19 protein-coding genes are annotated in these 19251 nt (G+C 61.9%); 8 read left to right on the top strand and 11 right to left on the bottom strand.

Going from position 1 to position 19251, the window contains the following annotated elements:
* Window positions 1-83 precede the first annotated feature (83 nt).
* The 3 genes from trpB to HX801_RS17415 all read left to right on the top strand — a co-directional run bounded on the left by trpB (window position 84) and on the right by HX801_RS17415 (window position 2704).
* Complete coding sequence (gene trpB / locus HX801_RS17425; RefSeq protein WP_003214899.1) at window positions 84-1310, top strand: tryptophan synthase subunit beta; 1227 nt, start codon at window positions 84-86, stop codon at window positions 1308-1310.
* Complete coding sequence (gene trpA / locus HX801_RS17420) at window positions 1311-2120, top strand: tryptophan synthase subunit alpha (RefSeq protein WP_003214901.1); 810 nt, start codon at window positions 1311-1313, stop codon at window positions 2118-2120.
* A 140-nt stretch (window positions 2121-2260) separates the two neighbouring features.
* On the top strand, window positions 2261-2704 hold the full coding sequence (locus HX801_RS17415) for an anti-virulence regulator CigR family protein (protein WP_003214903.1): 444 nt from the start codon (window positions 2261-2263) through the stop codon (window positions 2702-2704).
* Window positions 2705-2890: 186 nt separating this feature from the next.
* On the opposite strand, the gene HX801_RS17410 is transcribed toward HX801_RS17415, so the two are convergent.
* From HX801_RS17410 to HX801_RS17385, 6 genes are all read right to left on the bottom strand, one after another.
* Window positions 2891-4195, bottom strand: coding sequence for an MFS transporter (locus tag HX801_RS17410; protein ID WP_177022426.1), 1305 nt, complete (start codon window positions 4193-4195; stop codon window positions 2891-2893).
* A 179-nt stretch (window positions 4196-4374) separates the two neighbouring features.
* Window positions 4375-5523: a galactonate dehydratase gene (dgoD, locus tag HX801_RS17405; RefSeq protein WP_003213645.1), complete on the bottom strand. Its 1149-nt coding sequence runs from the start codon at window positions 5521-5523 to the stop codon at window positions 4375-4377.
* Window positions 5524-5556: 33 nt separating this feature from the next.
* A complete protein-coding gene (locus HX801_RS17400) occupies window positions 5557-6177 on the bottom strand; it encodes a 2-dehydro-3-deoxy-6-phosphogalactonate aldolase (RefSeq protein ID WP_003213643.1) in 621 nt (206 codons plus the stop codon).
* A 13-nt stretch (window positions 6178-6190) separates the two neighbouring features.
* Window positions 6191-7159 (bottom strand): 2-dehydro-3-deoxygalactonokinase, encoded by a 969-nt coding sequence (locus HX801_RS17395; RefSeq protein ID WP_008439579.1) that lies wholly within the window; start codon window positions 7157-7159, stop codon window positions 6191-6193.
* A gap of 102 nt (window positions 7160-7261) precedes the next feature.
* Window positions 7262-7588: a DOPA 4,5-dioxygenase family protein gene (locus HX801_RS17390; protein ID WP_003213639.1), complete on the bottom strand. Its 327-nt coding sequence runs from the start codon at window positions 7586-7588 to the stop codon at window positions 7262-7264.
* 31 nt (window positions 7589-7619) lie between these two features.
* On the bottom strand, window positions 7620-8570 hold the full coding sequence (locus HX801_RS17385) for a LysR family transcriptional regulator (protein ID WP_008439576.1): 951 nt from the start codon (window positions 8568-8570) through the stop codon (window positions 7620-7622).
* Window positions 8571-8673: 103 nt separating this feature from the next.
* Between HX801_RS17385 and betC the strand changes: the two genes are divergently transcribed.
* The 3 genes from betC to HX801_RS17370 all read left to right on the top strand — a co-directional run bounded on the left by betC (window position 8674) and on the right by HX801_RS17370 (window position 12859).
* On the top strand, window positions 8674-10188 hold the full coding sequence (gene betC, locus HX801_RS17380; protein WP_008439571.1) for a choline-sulfatase: 1515 nt from the start codon (window positions 8674-8676) through the stop codon (window positions 10186-10188).
* Between the two features lie 16 nt (window positions 10189-10204).
* A complete protein-coding gene (choX, locus tag HX801_RS17375) occupies window positions 10205-11125 on the top strand; it encodes a choline ABC transporter substrate-binding protein (protein WP_177022425.1) in 921 nt (306 codons plus the stop codon).
* Between the two features lie 165 nt (window positions 11126-11290).
* Window positions 11291-12859: a SulP family inorganic anion transporter gene (locus HX801_RS17370; protein WP_177022424.1), complete on the top strand. Its 1569-nt coding sequence runs from the start codon at window positions 11291-11293 to the stop codon at window positions 12857-12859.
* A gap of 114 nt (window positions 12860-12973) precedes the next feature.
* On the opposite strand, the gene aroE is transcribed toward HX801_RS17370, so the two are convergent.
* Window positions 12974-13792: a shikimate dehydrogenase gene (gene aroE / locus HX801_RS17365; protein ID WP_177022423.1), complete on the bottom strand. Its 819-nt coding sequence runs from the start codon at window positions 13790-13792 to the stop codon at window positions 12974-12976.
* Window positions 13792-14721 carry an oxygen-dependent coproporphyrinogen oxidase gene (hemF, locus tag HX801_RS17360; protein ID WP_003213625.1) on the bottom strand — a complete coding sequence of 310 codons (930 nt, stop codon included), beginning with the start codon at window positions 14719-14721 and terminating at the stop codon, window positions 13792-13794. The genes aroE and hemF overlap by 1 nt, the downstream gene beginning before the upstream one ends.
* A gap of 158 nt (window positions 14722-14879) precedes the next feature.
* Here hemF and HX801_RS17355 point away from each other — a divergent pair, with 158 nt between their 5' ends.
* Window positions 14880-15857: an NADPH:quinone reductase gene (locus tag HX801_RS17355; protein ID WP_177022422.1), complete on the top strand. Its 978-nt coding sequence runs from the start codon at window positions 14880-14882 to the stop codon at window positions 15855-15857.
* A 145-nt stretch (window positions 15858-16002) separates the two neighbouring features.
* On the opposite strand, the gene HX801_RS17350 is transcribed toward HX801_RS17355, so the two are convergent.
* From HX801_RS17350 to HX801_RS17340, 3 genes are all read right to left on the bottom strand, one after another.
* Window positions 16003-16560 (bottom strand): L-threonylcarbamoyladenylate synthase, encoded by a 558-nt coding sequence (locus tag HX801_RS17350; RefSeq protein ID WP_003213622.1) that lies wholly within the window; start codon window positions 16558-16560, stop codon window positions 16003-16005.
* Window positions 16561-16614: 54 nt separating this feature from the next.
* Window positions 16615-17709, bottom strand: coding sequence for a DNA-processing protein DprA (gene dprA / locus HX801_RS17345; RefSeq protein WP_177022421.1), 1095 nt, complete (start codon window positions 17707-17709; stop codon window positions 16615-16617).
* A 63-nt stretch (window positions 17710-17772) separates the two neighbouring features.
* Window positions 17773-18561 carry a peptidoglycan-binding protein gene (locus tag HX801_RS17340; protein WP_177022420.1) on the bottom strand — a complete coding sequence of 263 codons (789 nt, stop codon included), beginning with the start codon at window positions 18559-18561 and terminating at the stop codon, window positions 17773-17775.
* Window positions 18562-18711: 150 nt separating this feature from the next.
* Here HX801_RS17340 and def point away from each other — a divergent pair, with 150 nt between their 5' ends.
* Window positions 18712-19218 carry a peptide deformylase gene (gene def / locus HX801_RS17335; protein WP_003213617.1) on the top strand — a complete coding sequence of 169 codons (507 nt, stop codon included), beginning with the start codon at window positions 18712-18714 and terminating at the stop codon, window positions 19216-19218.
* Window positions 19219-19251: the final 33 nt, after the last annotated feature.

Here is a 19251-nt window from a genome sequence, read left to right as displayed (position 1 = left end):
CGATCTTATCGGTTTTCACGCGGAAGCGTCAGGGGTAGAGTGACCGTCATTGCCTCTTACACATTTTCTACCTGGAGCGTCCCATGACTCAGACCCAGACCGATTTACGCAACGGCCCGGATGCCAATGGCCTGTTTGGTTCGTTCGGCGGCCGCTACGTGGCGGAAACCCTGATGCCGTTGATCCTTGACCTGGCCCGCGAATACGAAGCGGCCAAGATCGATCCGGCCTTCAACGAAGAACTGGCCTACTTCCAGCGCGACTACGTCGGACGCCCAAGCCCGCTGTACTTCGCCGAGCGCCTGACCGAGTTCTGCGGTGGCGCCAAGATCTACCTCAAGCGCGAAGAGCTGAACCACACCGGCGCCCACAAGATCAACAACTGCATCGGCCAGATCCTGCTGGCGCGGCGCATGGGTAAAAAACGCATCATCGCCGAGACCGGCGCCGGCATGCACGGTGTGGCCACGGCCACCGTCGCCGCGCGTTTCGGCCTGCAATGCGTGATCTACATGGGCACCACCGACATCGAGCGCCAGCAGGCCAACGTATTTCGCATGAAGCTGCTGGGCGCTGAAGTGATCCCGGTAGTCGCCGGTACCGGCACCCTGAAAGACGCGATGAACGAAGCGCTGCGTGACTGGGTGACCAACGTCGACAGCACCTTCTACCTGATCGGCACCGTGGCCGGTCCGCACCCGTACCCAGCCATGGTTCGCGACTTCCAGGCCGTGATCGGCAAGGAAACCCGTACCCAACTGCAGGCCCAGGAAGGCCGTCTGCCCGACAGCCTGGTGGCGTGCATCGGCGGCGGCTCCAACGCCATGGGCCTGTTCCACCCGTTCCTGGATGACACCAGCGTCGAGATCATCGGCGTTGAAGCGGCCGGCTACGGCATCGAGACCGGCAAACACGCGGCCAGCCTCAACGGCGGCGTACCGGGTGTGCTCCACGGCAACCGTACTTTCCTGTTGCAGGACGACGATGGCCAGATCATCGACGCCCACTCGATCTCCGCGGGCCTCGACTACCCGGGCATCGGCCCTGAACACGCCTGGTTGCACGACATCGGCCGCGTCCAGTACACCTCGGTGACCGACGACGAAGCCCTCGACGCCTTTCATAAATGCTGCCGCCTGGAAGGGATTATTCCTGCACTGGAAAGCGCCCACGCCTTGGCCGAAGTGTTCAAGCGCGCGCCGACCTTGCCGAAAGATCACCTGATGGTGGTCAACCTGTCCGGCCGTGGCGACAAAGACATGCAAACCGTGATGCACCACATGGAACAGTCCAAGCAGGAGAAACACTAAATGAGCCGCCTGCAAACACGTTTTGCGCAACTGAAAGAACAAAACCGCGCCGCCCTGGTGACCTTCGTCACCGCTGGCGACCCGGGGTATGACACCTCGCTGGCGATCCTCAAAGGGTTGCCGGCGGCCGGCGCCGATGTGATCGAACTGGGCATGCCGTTCACCGACCCGATGGCTGACGGCCCGGCCATTCAACTGGCCAACATCCGCGCGCTGACCGCCAAGCAGAACCTCACGAAAACCCTGCAAATGGTTCGCGAGTTCCGCGAGGGCAACAGCGACACGCCGCTGGTGCTGATGGGCTACTTCAACCCGATCCACATGTACGGCGTGCCACGCTTTATCAGCGATGCGAAAGAAGCCGGCGTCGACGGCCTGATCGTGGTCGACATGCCGCCGGAACATAACGGCGAGCTGTGCGACCCGGCCCAGGCTGCCGGTATCGACTTTATCCGCCTGACCACGCCGACCACCGACGACGCGCGCCTGCCGACCGTGCTCAACGGCAGCTCAGGGTTTGTGTACTACGTCTCGGTGGCCGGTGTGACCGGTGCCGGTGCCGCGACCCTGGAACACGTCGAAGAGGCCGTGACCCGTCTGCGTCGGCATACCGACCTGCCGATCAGCATCGGTTTCGGCATACGCACCCCGGAGCAGGCCGCTGCAATCGCCCGCTTGGCAGACGGTGTGGTGGTGGGGTCGGCACTGATCGACCACATCGCCAACGCCAGCAATGATCAACAGGCCATCGACGGTGTATTGACCCTGTGCTCGGCGCTGTCGGAAGGTGTACGCAACGCCCGTAAGTAAGCGGCTCGTAAGCGGTAGGTAAAGTTCCTGATACAGAGGAATCATGCTGGCAAATCAGCACCTAAGCTAACAAGACCAAGGGATTTCGAACCCGGTTCGAAATCCCTTTTTTGTTCGTGCAGTACTGAGGAAACAGCCCCATGAAAATCCCCAAACGTTTGATTGCAGGTGTAGGTGTGCTGGTGCTTGGCGCCAGCGCCCTGGTCCAAGCTGCGCCCTATGATCAGGGTGGCGGACCTGACCGTGGTGGCCCACAGGGCCAGCACGATCAACGTGGCGATGACCATCGCGGGCCGCAGGACAACCACCGTGGCGGGCCGCCTCAGGACTTTGGTCCTGTGAGACAGGTCATCCGCGACAACCATGGCGACTTCCGCCGTGGCGCGCCGCCGCCTCCCGGCATCCACCTGGTGCGCGGCCAGCGCCTGCCGCCAAACTACTATGGTGAGCGTCTGGACCCACGGGCGCTGGGCCATCTGCCGCAATACCCTGGTTATGAATGGCGCCGTTCGGGTGGGGACATCGTATTGATCGCCGTTGGCACCAGCATCGTCTATCAGATTCTGGATGGCGCGCTGTACTAGAGCCGCACTGCTTTTGTGGTGAGGGAGCTTGCTGTGGCTAGGGAGCTGGTGTGGCCGGGGAGCTGGTGTGGCGAGGGAGCTTGCTCCCGCTGGGCTGCGCAGCGGCCCCAAAATCCTGGGAGCGCTGCGCACTCCAGCGGGAGCAAGCTCCCTCGCCACAGCAAGCCCCCTCGCCGCAGCAGTCGCCTAAATCTCGATACGCTCGACCTTGCCGACCAACAAGATGTAGGACAACGCACCCAACAACGCCAGCACCGCGATGTACGTAATCGCCGGCGCAAACGAATCCCCGGTCGCCAGAAAGCCAATCACGATCGGCGTGGTAATCGCCGACAGATTGCCGATGAAGTTGAACACCCCTCCGGTCAGCCCCAGCAGCCTTGCCGGCGCCAGGGTCGACACCAGCGACCAGGTGATCGACGCCAGGCCATTGCCGAAAAACGCCACCGCCAGAAACGCAATCACCCACGCCGTGGAATCAACAAAGTTGGCGCCGATGATCGCCGTGGAAATCAACAGCCCGCCAATGATCGGCAACTTGCGCGCAAACCCCACGGACGCTCCCCGGCGAATCAGCCAATCGGAAAACAGCCCCGAACACAGCACCCCGACAAACGCCGCCAGAAACGGCAGCGACGCCAGCAGGCCGGACTTGATGAAGTCCATGCCGCGATATTTCACCAGGTAGGTGGGAAACCACGTCAGGAAAAACCACAACGTGGAATTCAGGCAGAACTGACCCAGGTAGATCCCCCACAGTTTGCGCTTGCTCAACACGATGCCGAGGTCGACCCATCTGAACGGCGCCTTGGCCGCCTGCGCCTGGATGTCCACCAACCCGCCGCCTTCGCGGATCAGCTCGATTTCCGCCGCATTCGCGCCTTTGAAATCCCGTGGCTCGCGGTACACCGCGTACCAGATCAACGCCCACACAATGCCCACGCCGCCGGTGGCGACAAACACCATGTGCCAGCCAAAGGTGTGTTGCAGCCAGGCCAACACCGGCGTGAGAAACGCCAGCCCGACAAACTGCCCGGAGGTATAAACACCAATCGCCGTGGCCCGCTCACGCTCAGGGAACCAGGTGGTCACCACGCGGCTGTTGATCGGGTAGGCCGGGGCCTCCAGGGCGCCCACCGCCATGCGCAATATGAACAGCGCGATGAAGCTGGCGGCGAAACCGAGCATCACCGTGGCCACCGACCACAGCAGCAGGGCGACGCTGTAGAGAATGCGCGGCGGCACCCGGTCCACCAGCCAGCCGCCGGGAATCTGCATGGCCGCGTAGGTCCAGCCGAACGCGGAGAAGATCAGCCCGACATGCACCGGGTCGATCCCCAGCTCGCTGGTCAGGGCCGGAGCGGCAATCGACAGGTTGCTGCGGTCCAGGTAGTTGATCACCACGGTGATGAACAGCAGCACCATGATGAAGAAACGCTTTCGGCTGGGCGTGACTAAAGAAGCCTGCCCGGTGAAGGACTCGGATTGCATGGGGGTTGCCTCTTCTTATGGTTATTGAGGACAGGTCTTATGAAGAAACCGAATCAAATGTGGGAGCGGGCTTGCTCGCGAAAGCGGTCTACCAGCAGCGGAGGTGTTGACTGACACTCCGCCTTCGCGAGCAAGCCCGCTCCCACATTGATCGGGTTTTCACCTCAAGTTCGCGGTGTTTACCACTCCGCAAAACTGCCATCGGCATGACGCCAGATCGGGTTGCGCCAGCGATGCCCGATGGCCGCGCGCTCGATCACGTATTCCTCGTTGATCTCGATGCCCAGGCCTGGCCCGTTGGGGATTTTCACAAAGCCCTGGTCGTAGTCGAAAACACCCGGATCGCGCACGTAATCCAGCAGGTCATTGCTCTCGTTGTAGTGAATGCCCAGGCTCTGTTCCTGGATGAACGCGTTGTAGCAAACCGCATCCAGCTGCAGGCACGCTGCCAGGGCAATCGGGCCGAGCGGGCAGTGCAGGGCAAGGGCCACGTCGTAGGCTTCGGCCATGTTGGCAATCTTGCGGGTTTCGGTGATACCGCCGGCGTGGGAAGCATCCGGCTGGATGATGTCGACGTAGCCTTCGCTGAGCACGCGCTTGAAGTCCCAGCGCGAGAACAGGCGCTCGCCGAGGGCAATCGGGGTGCTGGTGAGCGGCGCCAGCTCTTTCAGCGCTTCGTAGTTTTCGCTGAGCACCGGCTCTTCGATAAACATCAGTTTGTAGGGGTCGAGTTCCTTCATCAGCACCTTGGCCATGGGTTTGTGCACCCGGCCATGGAAGTCGACGCCGATGCCGACGTTCGGACCGACCGCATCCCGCACGGCGGCGACGTTGGCCAGGGCCTGGTCGACTTTTTCGAAGCTGTCGAGAAATTGCAGCTCTTCGGTGCCGTTCATTTTCACCGCAGTAAAACCACGGGCCACGGCTTCCTTGGCGGCGCGGGCAGTGTCGGCCGGGCGGTCGCCACCGATCCACGAATACACGCGGATCTTGTCGCGCACCTGGCCACCCAGCAAGTCGCTGACCGACACGCCGAGGGCCTTGCCCTTGATGTCCCACAGCGCCTGGTCGATACCGGCGAGAGCGCTCATATGGATCGCGCCGCCACGGTAGAAACCGCCGCGATAGAGCACGGTCCAGATGTCTTCGATATTGCGTGGGTCCTTGCCGATCAAGTAGTCGGACAATTCTTCGACCGCGGCAGCCACGGTATGGGCGCGGCCCTCGACAACGGGCTCGCCCCAACCAGTCACGCCCTGGTCGGTTTCAACCTTGAGGAAGCACCAGCGCGGCGGGACGATGAAGGTGGTCAGTTTGGTGATTTTCATCTTCTTATCTCTCTTGTAGATGGAGAACGCTGATCAGCCCAAGGCATGCCAGGCCGCGACGTAGGCCTGGGCGTTGCTCGCCACTTGGGCGACGCTCATGCCCGGCTTGAATAACCCGGAGCCCAGGCCGAAGCCTTTGACGCCCGCGTCGAAAAATACCTGCATGTTGTCCGGGGTGATGCCGCCCACCGGCAGCAGCACGGTGCCGGCGGGCAGTACCGCGAGCCAAGCCTTGACCACCGCCGGGCCCATTTGCTCGGCCGGGAACAGCTTCAGCACGTCGGCGCCTTCGGCCAGCGCGGCAAACGCTTCGGTGGGCGTGGCCACACCCGGCGACAGATACAGGCCCGCGGCCTTGGCGGCTCGCAGCACCTTGGCATCGCTATGGGGCATGACGATCACCTGGCCGCCGGCGGCTTTGACTTGATCGACCTGTTCCGGGGTCAGCACGGTGCCGGCGCCGATCAGGCAATCGGCGGGCAGGCTGTCCCGCAGGATGCGGATGCTGGAATAAGGATCCGGCGAGTTCAGCGGCACTTCGATCACCCTGAAGCCCGCCGTGTACAACACCTCGCCGATCGCCAGCGCCTCCTCCGGTCGCAGGCCGCGCAGGATCGCGATCAAACCGTTGTGTGTCAGTGCTTGCTTGAGCATGTCGGGCCTCTCGTCAGGTTGCAGGCAGCAGCCCCGCCGCCATGGCCAGTTGCCAAAGGCCACGCTCGGTAGCCTCCTGCGCCAGGGTCACGTGGGGGAAGCCACAGAGTTGGAGTGCACGCTGGTAGCGGGTGCAGAGTTGGGGTGTGCCGACCAGGACGATGTCGCGCTGCTGGCTGGGCTTGCGAGTGCGCAGGCCGGTCAGTTCGTGGCCGATCAACAGCCCGGACAGATAGTCCGGTTGCTCGTCAGGCGCCAGCTCGCCGGTCAATCCCAGGGAGCGTGCGCTGAACAAGTTCGACAACAGCCCCGTTTGGCCGTCTGCCGACAGCGCAACCTGAACACCGCGATCAAAAGCGGCCACCTGGAACTGTTCGGAAGGGCGCTGGGTGCGCCCCAGAATGCTGTGTTGACTGAGCACGGCGAACAACTCGCCGGTCATGAAAGTATCGAAGTGAGTGATGCAGCCTTCCACCACCTCCACCCACTTGGAATGGCTGCCCGGCAGGCCGATCAATACGTCGCGCCCGGTATGGGCAGCCAGGCTTTGCAGCACGCCGAGCACCTGGGTTTCTTCACCGCGCATCACATTGGGCAACGCGCCGCGTTGAATCACGCCGGGCACGATGTGCACCGCTGCGCCCCGCAGGCTGCGCACCACATGCAGCGCCTGGCCGAGGGTAGAAACGTCGGCCGGGGTGTCGCGGTAAGCCGCTTCGCTCCAGCCCTGGGCGCTGCCGACCATGCCGCAGGCGATAACGGGAAGGTCGGGCTGGGTGTCGAGCCAGTCACCGCAGGCTGCGTCGAATGCCAGCTCGAACCCGTTGCTGCAGCGAACACCGGCTATTTCCCGGGCTTCAGTGGGCAGGTGCATGATCCCCGACGCCAAGGTGCGCCGTTCGATCACGACGCCTGCCGGGCCGAGCTTGTAAGCACGAAGGGAACTGGTTCCCCAATCGAGCGCGATCAATTGCGCCTGCATCGCTTCACCTGAGTGTTCTGAGCGGATGAGGCGAATATAAACCCAAGACCGGCAAAGTCTCAATATATAAATATCAGTCCCATATATAGGGAAATTGAAGGTTTAAAATATTGACAGATCCAGCGTGCGCATCGCCCCCATCCAGATCGCGTGTTCGGTGTGGTCCTTGAGGTCATCACCGGTGGTCGGGTGCAGGAACACCACCAGGCCGTTGCGGTTGAGGGCCAGCCAAGGCAGCACGACGCCGATGTATTCAGGTTCGAATGCCAGCTGGCAGCTCCAGTCCGGGTGCGGGCCCACCGGGCGTTCATGCACGCGGCCCATGCGCAGCGGAAACAATTGCGCGGCGTCTTCGCAGAGTTTGCGCGCCTGGTCGATGGTGTTGGCGTCGAAATAGATATGGGCGTGGTAGCCCTTGATACGTTGCATGACAGGCTCCGGGCTCATTGATCGGCAAATCCTAGACCGCAATGGACGGCAGGGCCAGACCGGTCAGCGATTGTGCGCTGCTGGCCTGTTCGGTCATCAGCCAGTCGACGAAACGCTCGATCAACTGGCTGCGGCGTTTGCGCTGGGGCAGCACCACGTAATAGCCGAAGCGCGAGATCACCGTGTCGCCAATCGGCCGGCACAGCCATTTTTGCTCCAGCAGGTTATCCACAAGGTGACGCCAGCCGATGGCCACGCCCTGGCCCGCGATCGCGGCCTGGATCAACAGCGTGTAATTGTCGAAACGCAGTTGGCCCGGAGTGGGCGCGGTGGTGATGCCCAGTTCGCGAAACACCCCGCTCCAGTCGAACCACTGGTTGTTGTTTTGCTGGCGCAGGTGCAGCAAGGGGAACTCCAGCAGGCTCTGCACCGACAGTGGCGCGACTCGGTCCTGGAGTAGCTGCGGGCTGCACACCGGGAACACTTCCTCGTTGAACAGCCACAGGCTGTCGCCCTGTTTGAAGCGGCCGTCACCGAACAGCACCGCTACGTCGATATCGCTGCGCAACGTGGCGTGGTTACGCTCGCTGGTGACCAGGCTCACGTCCACCTGCGGGTTGGCTTCATGGAAACGATGCAGGCGTGGCATCAGCCAATACGCGGCGAAGGCAAAGTCGGTCGCCACCTGCAGGACTTCATGCTGGTCCTGCTCGGCAATCGCGCTCAGGCCCTGGTTGATGCTCTGCAAACCGGCCTGTACCTGCTCGAATAACAAGGCGCCCGCGTCGGTCAGCTCGATGCCACGGTAGATGCGATCAAACAGGCGCACCTTCAGCTGTTCTTCCAGGCGCTTGATCTGCTGGCTGATGGCCGGCTGGGTGGTGCCCAACTCCATCGCCGCTGCCGTAAAGCTGCGTTGGCGCGCTGCGGATTCAAAGGCACGCAGCAGGTCGAGTGACAGGTGACCGAGGGATTCATACATAAGCTGGGCTTATCCTAGACATTGCTTCTCATGGGCTTTACCACGATTTCCATGGCCTGCATGCTCATTCGCATAAACATCGACTATGGAATGCCGCGAAACCATGAAGCGCAAGAACATTCTTTTTATCATGGCCGATCAAATGGCCGCGCCGATGCTTCCGTTCTACGGTCCTTCGCCTATCAAACTGCCAAACTTGAGTCGCCTCGCCGCTGAGGGCGTGGTGTTCGACGCCGCTTACTGCAACAGTCCGCTGTGTGCGCCATCGCGCTTTACCCTGGTGAGTGGGCAGTTGCCGAGCAAGATCGGCGCCTACGACAACGCGGCCGATTTCCCCGCCGACGTGCCGACCTATGCCCACTACCTGCGCCGCCTCGGCTACCGCACCGCGCTGTCGGGCAAGATGCATTTTTGCGGCCCCGACCAGCTCCACGGCTATGAAGAACGCCTGACCAGTGACATCTACCCGGCCGACTATGGCTGGGCCGTGAACTGGGATGAGCCGGACGTGCGCCCCTCCTGGTACCACAACATGGCGTCGGTGCTGCAGGCCGGGCCGTGCGTGCGCACCAACCAGCTGGATTTCGACGAAGAGGTGGTGTTCAAGGCCCAGCAGTACCTGTTCGACCATATCCGCGAGGATGGCGACCAGCCGTTCTGCCTGACCGTGTCGATGACTCACCCACACGACCCGTACACCATTCCCAAACCGTTCTGGGACCTGTACGACGACAACGACATCCCGCTGCCTGCAACACCGCCACAGGCTGACCTCGACCCTCACTCCCAGCGCCTGCTCAAGGTCTATGACCTGTGGGACAAGCCGCTGCCGCTGAACAAGATCCGCGATGCACGCCGCGCTTACTTCGGCGCGTGCAGCTACATCGACAGCAACGTCGGCAAGCTCCTGCAAACCCTGGAAGACACGGGCCTGGCCGACGACACCATCATCATCTTCTCCGGCGACCACGGCGACATGCTCGGCGAGCGCGGGCTCTGGTACAAAATGCACTGGTTTGAAATGGCCGCCCGCGTGCCGCTGCTAATCAGCGCGCCGGGGCAGTTTGCGGCCGGCCGGGTGACCGCCGCCGTGTCCACCGCCGACCTGCTGCCTACCCTGGTGGAACTGGCCGGCGGCGAGCTGGACCCGAGGCTGGCGCTGGACGGCCGCTCGCTGGTGTCTCACCTGCAAGGGCAGGGCGGGCACGACGAAGTGTTCGGTGAGTACATGGCCGAGGGCACCATCAGCCCGCTGATGATGATTCGCCGTGGCGCCTACAAGTTCATCTACAGCGAGGACGATCCTTGCCTATTGTTCGATGTGCACAACGACCCGCACGAGCGGGAGGACCTCAGCCAGTCACCGGAACACCGGCCACTGTTCGAGGCGTTTTTGCATGAAGCGCGGGCCAAATGGGACATCCCGGCGATCCACCAGCAGGTGCTCGCCAGCCAACGCCGTCGCCGCCTGGTGTTCGAGGCGCTGACCCAGGGCAAGCTGAAGAGCTGGGACCACCAGCCACTGGTAGACGCCAGTCAGCAATACATGCGCAACCACATCGACCTCGACGATCTGGAGCGCAAGGCACGTTTTCCACAACCCTGCCAAAACCAATAAAACTGAGGGGAAGGCCATGCAAAAGTTATCCACCGTGTTGAGCGTTGCGCTGCTGGCATTGAGCAGTGCCGGCGTCTACGCGGACACCAGCTGCGACACCGTGAAGATGGCCGATCCGGGCTGGAGCGATATCGCCGCCACCAATGCCATTACCGGTTTCCTGTTGAACGGCATGGGCTACAAGGCCAAGGTCGACACCCTTGCGGTGCCGATCACCTTTGGCGGGCTCAAGGACGGCCAGGTGGACGTGTTCCTGGGTAACTGGATGCCGGCGCAGCAGGGCTTCTACGACAAGTTCGTGGCCAATGGCGATGTGGTGCAACTGGCGAAGAACCTCGACGGCACCGAGTTCACCCTGGCCGTGCCGGACTATGTCTGGGACGCCGGGGTGCATGACTTTGCCGACCTGAACAAGTTTGCCGACAAGTTCGACAAGAAGATCTACGGCATCGGTTCGGGTGCGCCGGCGAATCTCTCGTTGCAGGAAATCATCAAGAAGAACGACTTTGACCTGGGCCAGTGGAAGCTGATCGAGTCCAGTGAACAGGCGATGCTGGCCGAAGTGTCCCGGGCGGTGAAGAAGCAGAAGTTCGTGACCTTCCTCGGCTGGACGCCGCACCCGATGAACGTGCAGTTGAAGATGCATTACCTCAAGGGTGGGGAGAAGTACTTTGGTGACACCGGCAGCGTGTATACGTTGACCCGCAAGGGCTATGCACAGGCGTGCCCGAATGTGGGGAAATTGCTGACCAACCTGAGTTTCACCCAGGAGATGGAGAACGCCATCATGGCTGAGGTGGTGAACAAGAAGCTCAGTAATGCGGACGCGGCGAAGGCGTGGATCAAGGCGAACCCGGCGGTGCTGGACAAGTGGCTGGACGGGGTTAAAACCGTGGACGGCCAGGATGCACTGGCCGCTGTAAAAGCCAAACTCTGATGCACTGATCGTTCCCACGCTCTGCGTGGGAACGCATCCGGTGACGCTGCGCGTCACGACTCAAGAGCGGACGCAGAGCGTCCAAGACGGCATTCCCACACAGAGCGTGGGAACGATCATCATGAGCCTGATACTCTGATTCAAACCTCTTCAACCGAGTTTTCAATGCCCTGGCCCAACCGCCACAAACTCTTCCCCTTCCTCAGCTGGCTCCCGCGCCAAACCCGCGCCAGCGTCGGAAGGGACGCGGTCGTCGGCCTTAGCGGTGCAGTCCTGGCATTACCCCAGTCCATTGCCTACGCGCTGATCGCCGGTCTCCCACCGGAGTACGGCCTGTACGCCGCGATCATCCCGGTATTGATCGCCTGCTTGTGGGGCTCTTCCTGGCACCTGATCTGCGGCCCCACGGCAGCCATCTCTATCGTGCTCTACGCCAGCGTCAGCCCGTTGGCCGTGCCCGGCTCCCAGGACTACATCACACTCATCCTGTTGCTGACATTCCTGGCCGGCGTCTTCCAATGGCTGTTGGGTATGCTGCGCTTCGGCGCCCTGGTGAATTTCGTCTCGCATTCAGTGGTGCTCGGCTTCACCCTCGGCGCTGCGGTGGTGATCGCCCTGGGCCAACTGCCCAACCTGCTGGGGCTGGACCTGCCCAGCCAGGCCACGGCGATCAACAGTCTGCTGGCGCTGATCAACCATGCCGGGGAGTGGAATCGTCCTTCACTGGTGCTCGGGCTCGGCACCTTGCTGGTGGGGGTGCTGCTGAAACTCTGGGTACCGCGCTGGCCAACCCTGTTGATCGCGCTGGCCCTGGGCAGCCTCATCCCGTGGCTGTGGCCGACGATGTTCGGGGAGGTGGCGCGGGTCAGTTCATTTGTCGGCAAGCTGCCACCGTTCAGCCCGCTGCCGATGGACCTGGACATGGTCCTGCGCCTGCTGCCGAGTGCCGTGGCGGTGGGCATGCTGGGGCTGGTGACCAGCCTGTCGATTGCGCGCTCACTGTCGGCCCGCTCCCAACAATTGCTCGATGCAAATCAGGAAGTGCGCGCCCAGGGTTTATCCAACATCGTCGGCGGATTTTTCTCCGGGTACTTGTCGGCGGGTTCCTTCACACGGTCGGGCCTGAGTTATGAGGCAGGCGCCTGTTCGCCGCTGGCGGGGGTGTTTTCCGCATTGTGGGTGGCGTTGTTCGCGCTGTTCGGTGCGGCATTGATCGCGCATATCCCGATCCCGAGCATGGCCGCCAGCATCCTGCTGATTTGCTGGGGGTTGGTCGACCATCGCGGTATTCGGGCGCTGTTCCGGGTCAGCCGCGCAGAGTTCGTGGTGATGAACCTGACCTGCATCGCTACGCTGTTGCTGGAGTTGCAAACGGCCATTTACGCCGGGGTGCTGGCGTCGCTGTTTTTCTACCTCAAGCGCACCTCACAGCCGCGGGTCCAGCAATGGCGTGACGGAGAGGACGATGTGCTGCGGGTCGGCGGGTCGATCTTTTTCGGCGCCAGCCATTACCTGCAGGTGCGGCTGCAAAGCCTGCACGGCCAGCGGGTGGTGATCGAGGCGCAGCAGATCAACTTCATCGACTATTCCGGGGTGGAGATGCTGCACCAGGAAGCGCGCCGATTGAATGGAGTGGGGCGCAGCCTGGCGTTGCGCAAGGCCCGGCCACAGGTGGTGGAAGAGTTGAGGAAACTGGAAGGGGCCGACAACTGCCCCATCCATTTCGAAGACTGAACGCGGTTGAAACTGTGGGAGCGGGCTTGCTCGCGAATGCGGTGTGACAGTCGCCGTATGTATCGACTGATCCACCGCATTCGCGAGCAAGCCCGCTCCCACATTTGGATTGCGTCAGGCCAGTTGGCTACGCAATTCAGCCAGCACCGGCGCGGAGTCCGGTCGAACGCCGCGCCACAGGAAGAACGCTTCCGCGGCCTGTTCCACCAGCATCCCCAGGCCATCCATTGCCACCGCCGCGCCCTTCTCACTGGCCCAGCGGCAGAAAGTCGTAGGCTCTTTGCCGTACATCATGTCGTAGCAAAAAGTCTTTCCGGGTTCGATCAGGCTGCCGGCAATCGGCGGTACATCGCCTGACAGGCTGGCGGACGTGGCATTGATGATCAGGTCCACCGGTTCACGCAGCCAGTCGAAACCGCTGGCGGACACCGGGCCGAGATCGTCGAACAGCTCGGCGAGCAATTCGGCTTTTTCCACGGTGCGATTGGCAATGATCAGCGAAGCCGGCTGCTCAGCCAGCAATGGCTCCAACGCGCCGCGCACCGCACCACCGGCGCCCAGCAGCAGGATGCGTTTGCCTTGCAGGCTGAACCCGGCATTCACCGTCAAATCCCGCACCAGGCCGGCGCCGTCGGTGTTGTCTCCCAACAGGCTGCCATCGCCGAGCTTGCTCAGGGTATTCACCGCGCCGGCCCGTTGGGCGCGTTCGGTCAGGGTATTGGCCAGGCGATAGGCCTCTTCCTTGAACGGTACGGTGACGTTGGCGCCACGGCCTTGTGCGAAAAATGCTTTTGCACAGCCGGTGAAATCCTCCAACGGCGCGAGCAAGGTGCTGTAGTCCAGTTGCTCGCCGGTCTGTTCGGCGAACAGACGGTGAATCAGCGGCGACTTGCTGTGGCCGATGGGGTTGCCGAAGACGACATAACGATCCATCAGACCGCCGCCTTGGGCAGCACACCCAGCCAGTCGCGGTCTTGCAGGAAGTAGTCGGTTAGGCGCGCTTCTTCGCTGTCGGGGGCGGCTTTCCAGTCATAGCTCCAGCGCACTTGGGGTGGCAGCGACATCAGGATCGACTCGGTACGCCCGCCCGATTGCAGGCCAAACAAAGTGCCACGGTCGTAGACCAGGTTGAACTCGACGTAGCGGCCACGGCGGAATTCCTGGAATTCGCGCTGCTGCTCGGTATAGGCCATGGCCTTGCGGCGCTGGACGATCGGCAGGTAGGCGTCGATGTAGGCGTCGCCGATGGCGCGCATGAAGGCGAAGCTGGTGTCGAAGTCCCACTCGTTCAAATCATCGAAGAACAAACCGCCGATGCCACGCGGTTCGTTGCGGTGCTTGATGTGGAAGTAGGTGTCGCACCAGGCCTTGTAGCGTGAATAAACGTCCGGGCCAAACGGCGCGCAGGCCTGTTCGGCGACGCGGTGCCAGTGGATGCAGTCTTCTTCGTTGCCGTAGTAGGGCGTCAGGTCGAAGCCGCCGCCAAACCACCACACCGGCTCTTCGCCTTCTTTTTCAGCGATGAAAAAACGCACATTGGCGTGGGAAGTCGGCACATGCGGGTTGTGCGGGTGGATCACCAGCGACACGCCGAGGGCCTCAAAACCGCGACCGGCCAATTCCGGGCGATGGGCACTGGCGGACGGTGGGAGGCCGCTGCCAAACACGTGGGAAAAGTTAACGCCGCCTTTCTCGATTACCGAACCGTTTTCGATCACACGGGTGCGACCGCCGCCGCCGGCAGGCCGGGTCCAGGCGTCTTCGATGAAGCGAGTGTCCGTCTCGAAGGTTTCCAGGGCGCTGCAAATGCGGTCTTGCAGGTCAAGCAGGTAGGCTTTGACAGCCTCGGTGCGGGTAGTCATGACATCACCTTGAATCGGGCAACGCTACACGAGGCCATTGGGCATCGGCGGCAAATGGGCGCACAGGATACCACTGCACCCACTGCTGCCACAGTTGACGAAGATCAAGCTTAGGAGTCCGATAGGGGGCTACGCGAAATGACTTAAGGAGAGTGCAGATGGCCAAACGTATCCAGTTCCGTGCCCATGGCGGCCCCGAAGTGCTTGAGTATGTGGACTACACCCCGGCAGAACCCGGCCCGCAGCAGGTTCGCGTGCAGAACAAGGCCATTGGCCTGAACTTCATCGACACCTATTTCCGCAGCGGCCTGTATGCACCACCGGCCTTGCCGTCGGGCGTGGGCGCAGAAGGTGCCGGCGTGGTTGATGCGGTGGGCAGCGAAGTCACTCAATTCAAGGTCGGCGATCGCGTGGCCTACGGCAGCGGCCCGCTGGGCGCCTACAGCGAATTGCATGTGTTGCCGGCTGCCAACCTGGTGCACCTGCCGGACGACATCAGCTTCGAACAGGCCGCCGGCGCGATGCTCAAGGGCCTGACGGTGCAGTACCTGTTGCGCCAGACCTATGAGTTGAAGGGCGGCGAAACCATTCTGTTCCACGCCGCTGCCGGTGGCGTCGGCTCCCTGGCTTGCCAATGGGCCAAGGCCTTGGGCGTGAAGCTGATCGGTACCGTGAGTTCGCCGGAAAAAGCGGCGCTGGCCAAATCCCTCGGCGCCTGGGAAACCATCGACTACAGCAAGGAAAATGTCGCACAACGCGTGCTGGAACTGACTGACGGCAAGAAGTGCCCAGTGGTGTACGACGGCGTAGGCAAGGACACCTGGCTCACCTCGCTGGACAGTGTTGCGCCACGCGGGCTGGTGGTGAGTTTCGGTAATGCTTCGGGGGCGGTGGATGGGGTCAACCTGGGGATTCTGGCGGCCAAGGGCTCGCTGTATGTGACCCGGCCGACATTGGCGACCTATGCCAACAACCCGGAAAACCTGCAGGCGATGGCGGATGATCTGTTTTCGATGATCATCAGCGGGAAGCTGCAGATTGATATTAACCAACGGTTTTCGTTGGGGGATGCGGCGAAGGCGCAAATTGAGTTGTCGGCGCGGCGGACGACTGGGTCGACCATTCTGCTGCCATAGGGCGTTGGATTTTCAGCGGCTTTGAGGGCCTCTTCGCGAGCAAGTCGAATCGTCGCACCGCCGCTCCCACATTTGTCCGCGTTCCAAAAGTTGGACTCGGTCAAATGTGGGAGCGGGCTTGCTCGCGAAAGCAGGCGGCTCGGTCTCAGGAAGGCCGCACAACCTCACCCGTCGCCAGATCCCGAATCAGACTCGGGTTCTTGCGCCCCCCCAGATTCCCCCCCAATACCAGATCCACCTGCCCGCGGAAGTACTGCTCCACACGAATCCGCGTGCGCGCCGCCGGGCGGCCCTGCGGGTTGGCCGAGGTGGAAATCAGTGGCCCGACCAGCGAGCACAGATCCCGCACTTGCGGATGATCAGTCACCCGCAACGCCACCGTGTCATGCACCCCGGTAATCCACTCGGGCAGCAAGTCCTGATGGGGCACCAGCCACGTATTCGGGCCAGGCCAGGTACTGGCCATGCGGTCCATCCACTCATCGGGAAAGTCTTCGAAGAGAAAATCGAACTGACGGATATTGTCGGCAATCAGGATCAGCCCCTTATCCACAGACCGGCCCTTGATCGCCAGCAACCGATCCACCGCTTCTTCGTTCCAAGGGTCACAGCCCAGGCCCCAGACCGCCTCGGTTGGATAGGCAATCACTGCGCCTGCGCGAATTTCTCGTGCGGCTTCTCGCACACGCCACCTGTTGACCATTACTCACTCTCCGGACTAAAGCTCTGCGCAGTTTACCGATCTTCGTTACAAAACCTAGCCGCGCGCAAGCCAGCGCCCGCTTTCGCAGATCACTCGGCCTTCCAGTTCCAGCTCCGTCAGGCTGGCCAGCACCTCGGACAAGGCCCTGCCACTGGCAATCGCCAGGGCTTCACTGGTGTGGGGCGCCGCGTGCAACAGCGCCACCAGCGGATGATTGACCGCAATCGGCGCCGGGCGGGAGAGGGCCTGCCAGCCACGCAGGTTTTCGAGAATGTGCTCGATGGTTTCCACCAGCACCGCGCCATCGCGGATCAGTTGATGGCAGCCTTTGGCCCCGGGGTGATGGATGGAGCCGGGGATGGCGTATACCTCGCGCCCTTGCTCCGCCGCCAGCCGCGCGGTGATCAGCGAACCGCTGGCCATGCTGGCCTCCACCACCAGTACCCCAAGCGACAGGCCACTGATAATACGGTTGCGGCGCGGGAAGTTGCCGGCCTGGGGCGCGGCGTCCAACGGAAACTCGGAAACCACGGCGCTGCCTTGGGCAATCATCGCCTCGGCCAAGCGTCGTTGGCGCTGTGGATAAAAATTTTCGAGCCCGGTGCCCAGCACGCCGATTGTATGTCCACCAACATCCAAAGCCGCCTGGTGAGCAGCACCGTCGATACCCAGGGCAAGGCCACTGGTGATGACAAAACCGGCACTCGCCAGGCTGCGGGAAAACGCGGCGGCGGTATCCATTCCTGGCCTGGAGGCGCGACGGCTGCCGACCATCGCCAGCTGCGGTTTCTCCAGAATCGCCGGGTTGCCGGCGACGAATAATAGCGGGGGTGCATCATCCAATTCTGCAAGCAATGCCGGGTAGTCGGGTTGGTCCCACATCAGCAAATGCTGGGCCGGACGCTCCAACCAGGCCAATGCCGCACTGGCGCCATCACGTACTTCCTCGCAACGCCGGGCATCGGCGCTGGCCACCTTGAGCCCCAGGGAGCACCAGGCACTGGCCGGTGCGCTGATGGCTTTTGACGCAGAACCAAAGGCCTCGATAAGTTTTTTAAAGCCCTTGGGACCCAGTTCCGGCAGCCTGTGCAAGCGTAGTCGGGCTTCCAGTTCTGCCGGGGAAATTTCACGGTCATTCGTCGGTAACATTTGATCGTCCTTGATCGGAACAAGCTGTGGATAACTCTGTTGGTAACTTATTTAGCAACCTAATTATTGTCTTCGTTCAGGCGCCTCAAAACGGTCCATTACCGCCAGCGAACGCGACGCGCTGAGCACCAGGCCGTAGCTGAGCTTTTCGTAGGTACGGAACACCAATAGCGTCCCGGCCGGCTCGTCGGGCATCTTCACCGGAGCACCGGTCACTCGGTCCCGAACGGTTTCCCCGGTTTTCACCACGGCCAGCAAATGGCCTTCCATCAGGCCGTCACGACGGCCCTTGTTCAGCGTCACCGCGTCCAGCACGCCGATCTGCGTCACGCCCCGTGGCACGTCGATGATGTGCCCGGCAGTGGCGCGAGCAGGCATCTGAATCACCAGGCTGGTCAGGTCGATGGGCGCTTGCTGGCTGAGCAATCGGTCGCCGGGCCGCACTTCCTGGGTGACGCGCTGCACACCCAACGTGCTGACATCGCCCGCCGTCACAAAACGTGCGGTGCCAATGTCGTCGACGTTGATACCCAGCAATTCCTGGCTTTGCGGGTCGGTATAGGCCTTGCCGCGACGGAAGATCCCGTAGCTTTCGACTGCAGGGTCCAGGGCACCTCGCGCATAAATACGCTCGCCATCGGCGCCCAATACTCGTCCGGCATCTGCTGCAACAATATAGGGAGCGTGCTCCAGTTCCTGGGGGGTATCGAGAATGCGGTTGTGCAGTAAAAAGCGCTGGATGGCCTGCTGCGTATGAAGCGGCAACGGTTGGCCGGCCTGTGGATAGCTCTCGGGAACCTGGGCAATAACGGCCTGGGCCCACAGCAGCAAGACGAGTAGCGATTTCCTCATGGGGTGAATCTCCTTTATTATGTGCATTCGCGTGAAACGCCTTGGCCTTCGCGGCTTTCGGACGTTTTCCCACGGCACTTATCCCGGCACATCAAGGGTCCATCCCCGGCGCCGACTTGCCTTTACCTCACATGTGCAGCAATTACGCTTATGGCTATTTTGAACATCCTCGAATTTCCGGACTCACGCCTGCGCACCATCGCCAAGCCAGTGGCCGTAGTGGACGCCAAGGTTCGTCAGTTGGTCGATGACATGTTTGAAACAATGTATGAAGCCCCGGGTATCGGCCTCGCCGCGACCCAGGTCGACGTGCATCAGCGCGTCGTGGTCATGGACCTGTCCGAAGACCGCAGCGAGCCCCTGGTGTTTATCAACCCTGAGTTCGAAACCCTGACCGACGAGATGGGCCAGTACCAGGAAGGCTGCCTGTCGGTGCCCGACTTCTACGAGAACGTCGACCGTCCCCAGCGCGTCAAGATCAAGGCCCTGGACCGTGACGGCAAGCCGTTCGAGATGATTGCCGAAGGCCTGCTGGCGGTGTGCATCCAACACGAGTGCGACCACCTCAACGGCAAGCTGTTTGTCGATTACCTGTCCACGCTTAAACGCGACCGGATCAAGAAGAAGCTGGAAAAGAAGCATCGCCAGCAAGCTTGATTCCCTTCTTTCAAAGGCTTGCTCCGGCAAGCC

The sequence above is a fragment of the Pseudomonas sp. G1002 genome (assembly GCF_013385455.1).
In the GTDB taxonomy this organism is placed as follows: domain Bacteria; phylum Pseudomonadota; class Gammaproteobacteria; order Pseudomonadales; family Pseudomonadaceae; genus Aquipseudomonas.
The sequence above is the reverse complement of the archived record's forward strand: the minus strand, read 5'-3'. Positions and strand labels throughout refer to the sequence as shown.

Excerpts from the sequence above, each read along its gene's own strand:
- HX801_RS17415 (WP_003214903.1), top strand. The coding sequence starts at position 2,261 with ATGAAAATCCCCAAACGTTTGATTGCAGGTGTAGGTGTGCTGGTGCTT.
- dprA (WP_177022421.1), bottom strand. The coding sequence starts at position 17,709 with ATGTTACCGACGAATGACCGTGAAATTTCCCCGGCAGAACTGGAAGCC.
- aroE (WP_177022423.1), bottom strand. The coding sequence starts at position 13,792 with ATGGATCGTTATGTCGTCTTCGGCAACCCCATCGGCCACAGCAAGTCG.
- HX801_RS17395 (WP_008439579.1), bottom strand. The coding sequence starts at position 7,159 with ATGCAGGCGCAATTGATCGCGCTCGATTGGGGAACCAGTTCCCTTCGT.
- HX801_RS17390 (WP_003213639.1), bottom strand. The coding sequence starts at position 7,588 with ATGCAACGTATCAAGGGCTACCACGCCCATATCTATTTCGACGCCAAC.
- HX801_RS17385 (WP_008439576.1), bottom strand. The coding sequence starts at position 8,570 with ATGTATGAATCCCTCGGTCACCTGTCACTCGACCTGCTGCGTGCCTTT.
- trpA (WP_003214901.1), top strand. The coding sequence starts at position 1,311 with ATGAGCCGCCTGCAAACACGTTTTGCGCAACTGAAAGAACAAAACCGC.
- HX801_RS17350 (WP_003213622.1), bottom strand. The coding sequence starts at position 16,560 with ATGGTCAACAGGTGGCGTGTGCGAGAAGCCGCACGAGAAATTCGCGCA.
- trpB (WP_003214899.1), top strand. The coding sequence starts at position 84 with ATGACTCAGACCCAGACCGATTTACGCAACGGCCCGGATGCCAATGGC.
- HX801_RS17355 (WP_177022422.1), top strand. The coding sequence starts at position 14,880 with ATGGCCAAACGTATCCAGTTCCGTGCCCATGGCGGCCCCGAAGTGCTT.
- choX (WP_177022425.1), top strand. The coding sequence starts at position 10,205 with ATGCAAAAGTTATCCACCGTGTTGAGCGTTGCGCTGCTGGCATTGAGC.
- betC (WP_008439571.1), top strand. The coding sequence starts at position 8,674 with ATGAAGCGCAAGAACATTCTTTTTATCATGGCCGATCAAATGGCCGCG.
- HX801_RS17340 (WP_177022420.1), bottom strand. The coding sequence starts at position 18,561 with ATGAGGAAATCGCTACTCGTCTTGCTGCTGTGGGCCCAGGCCGTTATT.
- hemF (WP_003213625.1), bottom strand. The coding sequence starts at position 14,721 with ATGACTACCCGCACCGAGGCTGTCAAAGCCTACCTGCTTGACCTGCAA.
- dgoD (WP_003213645.1), bottom strand. The coding sequence starts at position 5,523 with ATGAAAATCACCAAACTGACCACCTTCATCGTCCCGCCGCGCTGGTGC.
- HX801_RS17410 (WP_177022426.1), bottom strand. The coding sequence starts at position 4,195 with ATGCAATCCGAGTCCTTCACCGGGCAGGCTTCTTTAGTCACGCCCAGC.
- HX801_RS17370 (WP_177022424.1), top strand. The coding sequence starts at position 11,291 with ATGCCCTGGCCCAACCGCCACAAACTCTTCCCCTTCCTCAGCTGGCTC.
- def (WP_003213617.1), top strand. The coding sequence starts at position 18,712 with ATGGCTATTTTGAACATCCTCGAATTTCCGGACTCACGCCTGCGCACC.
- HX801_RS17400 (WP_003213643.1), bottom strand. The coding sequence starts at position 6,177 with ATGCTCAAGCAAGCACTGACACACAACGGTTTGATCGCGATCCTGCGC.